This is a genomic window from Agaribacillus sp. DX54 (assembly GCF_056858335.1).
Genome location: NZ_JBXEQE010000081.1, coordinates 1 through 3,606 on the forward strand (window position 1 = coordinate 1; position 3,606 = coordinate 3,606).

General features: G+C 35.5%; 5 protein-coding genes. 2 read left to right on the plus strand and 3 right to left on the minus strand.

Annotated elements, in window-relative coordinates:
- On the plus strand, window positions 1-626 hold a 626-nt coding region (locus AC04NP_RS30325), incomplete at its 5' end, for an AAA family ATPase (RefSeq protein WP_482863880.1).
- A 148-nt stretch (window positions 627-774) separates the two neighbouring features.
- Here AC04NP_RS30325 and AC04NP_RS30330 read toward each other — a convergent pair.
- The 3 genes from AC04NP_RS30330 to AC04NP_RS30340 form a co-directional block, all read right to left on the minus strand.
- Entirely contained in the window at window positions 775-1,671 is an 897-nt protein-coding gene (locus tag AC04NP_RS30330; protein ID WP_482863881.1) for a reverse transcriptase domain-containing protein, read from the minus strand.
- Window positions 1,672-2,050: 379 nt separating this feature from the next.
- On the minus strand, window positions 2,051-2,317 hold the full coding sequence (locus AC04NP_RS30335; RefSeq protein ID WP_482863882.1) for a hypothetical protein: 267 nt from the start codon (window positions 2,315-2,317) through the stop codon (window positions 2,051-2,053).
- Window positions 2,318-2,960: 643 nt separating this feature from the next.
- Window positions 2,961-3,323 (minus strand): hypothetical protein, encoded by a 363-nt coding sequence (locus AC04NP_RS30340; protein ID WP_482863883.1) that lies wholly within the window; start codon window positions 3,321-3,323, stop codon window positions 2,961-2,963.
- Window positions 3,324-3,425: 102 nt separating this feature from the next.
- Between AC04NP_RS30340 and tnpA the strand changes: the two genes are divergently transcribed.
- Window positions 3,426-3,606: IS66 family insertion sequence element accessory protein TnpA (tnpA, locus tag AC04NP_RS30345; RefSeq protein WP_482863884.1), on the plus strand; the 181-nt coding region annotated here is incomplete at its 3' end.

The following is a 3,606-nucleotide window of genomic DNA, read 5'->3' on the forward strand; positions in this document are numbered from 1 at the left end:
TTAATGGATTGTATGCTATCTTGGACGGAATTGAAAATAATGGCCTGGGAGAGCTGGAGCCTTTGACAAAGAATACCATCATGAATAGCCAAGCTATACAAAATATGAAGTTTGAGCGTCTTGGCTTTCATGGCAAGTGGTTAGACTTCATTGGCGATCCTCCACCAGGTTTCACTGCCATGATTTACGGAAGGCCTAAAATGGGCAAATCGTTACTGGCAGTTGATTTTTCGGGTTACCTTGCGCAAAATCATGGCAAAGTGTTATATGTGGCCAGAGAGGAAGGTTTACATGCAACCCTGCAGGATAAGATAGAAGAAATGGCGGTGGCTCATCCCTACCTTGATTTTAGCAATTTTTTACCGGATGATCTTTCTGACTATGATTTTGTGTTTCTTGATAGTGTCACGAAATTACAGCTATCTCCGGAGAACCTGGATGAACTACGATCGATTTACCCAAAGGTCTCGTTCATTTATATTTTTCAGACTACTAAAACTGGGAATTTCCGGGGTAGAAACGATTTCCAGCATGATGTTGATGTGGTGATCGAAGTGCCTGAAAAGGGGGTTGCTATTCAGAACGGTCGTTTTAACCAAGGTGGGGAAATGGAGATTTTTGACTAGACAATATTATTTTGAAAGTATAGGTTTAGAAAGTATCCAACCTTTGATGTTTTCTAGCGTTATCCAAGGTTTTTTCAAAATTGGTCAACGAGTTAATGCATATGCCAATGCCATGGTTTGGTGGCTACGCACATCACCTATAATTTTTTTATTTTCTGTAATTCTGGCTTAGTTTTTTTTCATGTAACTTCATAAGTCTATGGAATTCTCCCCAAAGATTTCCACTTTGTTTTTTTATGGCATTATTTCCATTGATAGTTTTCATTGCGTCATCAGCTTTGTAAACATAACTTAAATAATTACCCCAATTATATTCTTTTGTTTTAATGTAAACTTCTGGGTTGTGTTTTGAAGGGCGGTAAATTAGTTTCCTCTTCGCACCTTTATATGTAAATCGTTTATATAACCTTGATTTAAAGAGACTTTTGTCAGGGTTTTTACTGTACAAAGCATAAGAAACGGCTCTGTTGAAAGCGCCTTTCATTGACCTGTAAAACTTTGAAAATCCAGCATTTTTAATAAGTACTCGTTGCCCGTCAAAAGAAAACCCCAAATATTCCAAAGATTTATTGTTATTTGGTCGCTTAGTTGTTTCATCAACAGCAAACCCTTTAAAAAAACCATTTATCATTTCAAAATGAAAGAGTTTGGTTTTTCTGGGTTCAATTGTAAGTTTTACTGAATCACCGCTAATCGTTTCACGAAGTAGTTTAATAATATCATCTTCGTATTTTTGTTCAAAAACAATTATTAAATCATCGCTGTATCGCTGATAAAAACCATGTTTGTTTTCTATTTCATAGAATATTTTTTCATCAAAGTCCAACATGTAGATATTCGCCAACGTAGCACTAATAGGACTTCCTTGAGGGATGCCTATTTTGTTGTCTTTTGAAATAATAAGGCCTAAATTATTTTTTAGAAACTCATCTTTCTCACAATAAGCAACAGCATTTTTTTCTTTAAAATACTTCGTACTGTTAATTTTCTTCCTCACATATTTTTTTAGGGTAGAAGAATTGGGAACACCTCGCTCGACAATCATTGTTTAATTATATGCCTTAAACAACTGTTGCGATTCCACATATGTTATTCTTACAAGTGCTTTAAAAAGATTGTAATGGTCTGGTGGCAAAGTGGTTTCTTGTATAACTTCAGTCCACTTTTTCTTTAAGATTTTATGGTCTAAGTTGTCAAAAAATGAAGTTATGTCTGCAACTATTACAGTTAGTTTTTTTCCTTATTGGCTTTTATATATTCAAAGGCTGATTTAGCAAAGTCGATATTGCATTTATTTCCTTTTTGGCCTTCAATTACTGGAATTTTTCTATATGCGACTATACATTTATTGAAAGGTTTGTTTTCAATGTGTTTCTCGTACGATTCCGCAAGAATAGTATTGTACTTTGAAAAAATCATAGCATCTAAATGAGATGCAAAAAAATAGGCCTGACTTTAGGTCTATCCTTTATTCGTTGTCTTTTTACACAGGGATTCTTTTGGGAATTGTTTTGGTCTGCCCGAAACTTTCTTTTTGCTATGGTTTTGTGAATCAATGGTAAGAAGCTATGTTTCTTTATTTTATCTGGATTATTCACATACTCCTTCACTTTATTATAATCTTTGATTGTAATGGGCTTTCCTATATGTGGATATTTTTTGATTTTAAACCATTCTTCCAATTCTTCCATAATAAAATTAGGGGGCAGGTTATGTAGCAGGTTTAGAACGTACATGCTCAGATTTATAAAACCCCGAAGCTTTCCCTCTTTACAGAGTTGGGCAACGCTACTCTATTTAGGTATAGAAATTATTACCTTTGTCCTAACAACTTTAAACATCAAACGAATGTTTACGATGCTATTACGAAGATTTAACTTCAGCCCCTTATCCAAACAGAAGGGATGGTTTAACATAAATTGCGTCAAATAAAGGTTTAAGCATAGATAGCTTTGGAGAAATCTTACCATTTTCTTGCCTGCTGATAGTATTAGGGGTTAAGATGGTTTTGCAAGCTTTGCCTGTTTCATCACTCTCCTGGTTCAGACTTTTTGAAGCCCTGTGGAAAGGGCATTTAATATCTCTTCATGATAGTTGGCCTTCTTAATTATTACAGTTATTGCATGCAATAGTGAGATTTAATCTAAATGATTCTTCACGGCTTCCAGTTAAGTTTTCTATGGCCAAAGTACCACCAAGTTTCTGAATGTAATCCAAAGCAAGGTTAATGGTGATTTCCTCTGCTGTATCAATATTGTTGTAGCACGGTATGTCTGTATCTATCGTTATTTGTAATTGATCTTTTATAGGCTTATTAACAACATTTAGTAAAATTCAGTTGGATTCTTCCTCAATGGCATGCCACAATAAATTGGTTATGGCCAAGTACACCTGGACATCAAATAGGTCTGATATTTTTGCATATCTACCCGATTCTGAAAAAAATACGAATGAATCATCGAAGGTTCCGGAAATATGATCACAAAATCCCCGAAGTTCATTAATAAGCCCGTATTCAATTAGGTTTGGATCTTGAAGATATTTTGCCTCAAAATCATTTGTGGCTGATATAATTTCTCTTAGGGATTGCATCGCTTGGTTGGCTTCTAAATCATTCATTTTTCCATGTGCACTACCCAATGAATAATTACCGCTCAACGTTTCTACAAATCGAAAATATAAATTCAAAGCATCCATAATTGTTGTTTTTGCGTAAGCCTACTGTAAACTACCTGTTTGAAAATTTGGGTCATTGTTCTAATATAGCGTGCAAAAAGCGTTATGCGTAAACCATCCCAGATGTACCCCATAGTTGAGAAGTGTCTTTCAAGCCCTGAGGGCAAGCAGTTGTTTTGTGAACAAGAAGGGCTACCGATCAGTGTCCTGAATTACTGGGTATCTCATTACAACCGGCACAAGCGAGAAAAAGTGGCCAAACAAGGGTTTGTACCATTGCAATTGTCCGGTAACACCACTGGCC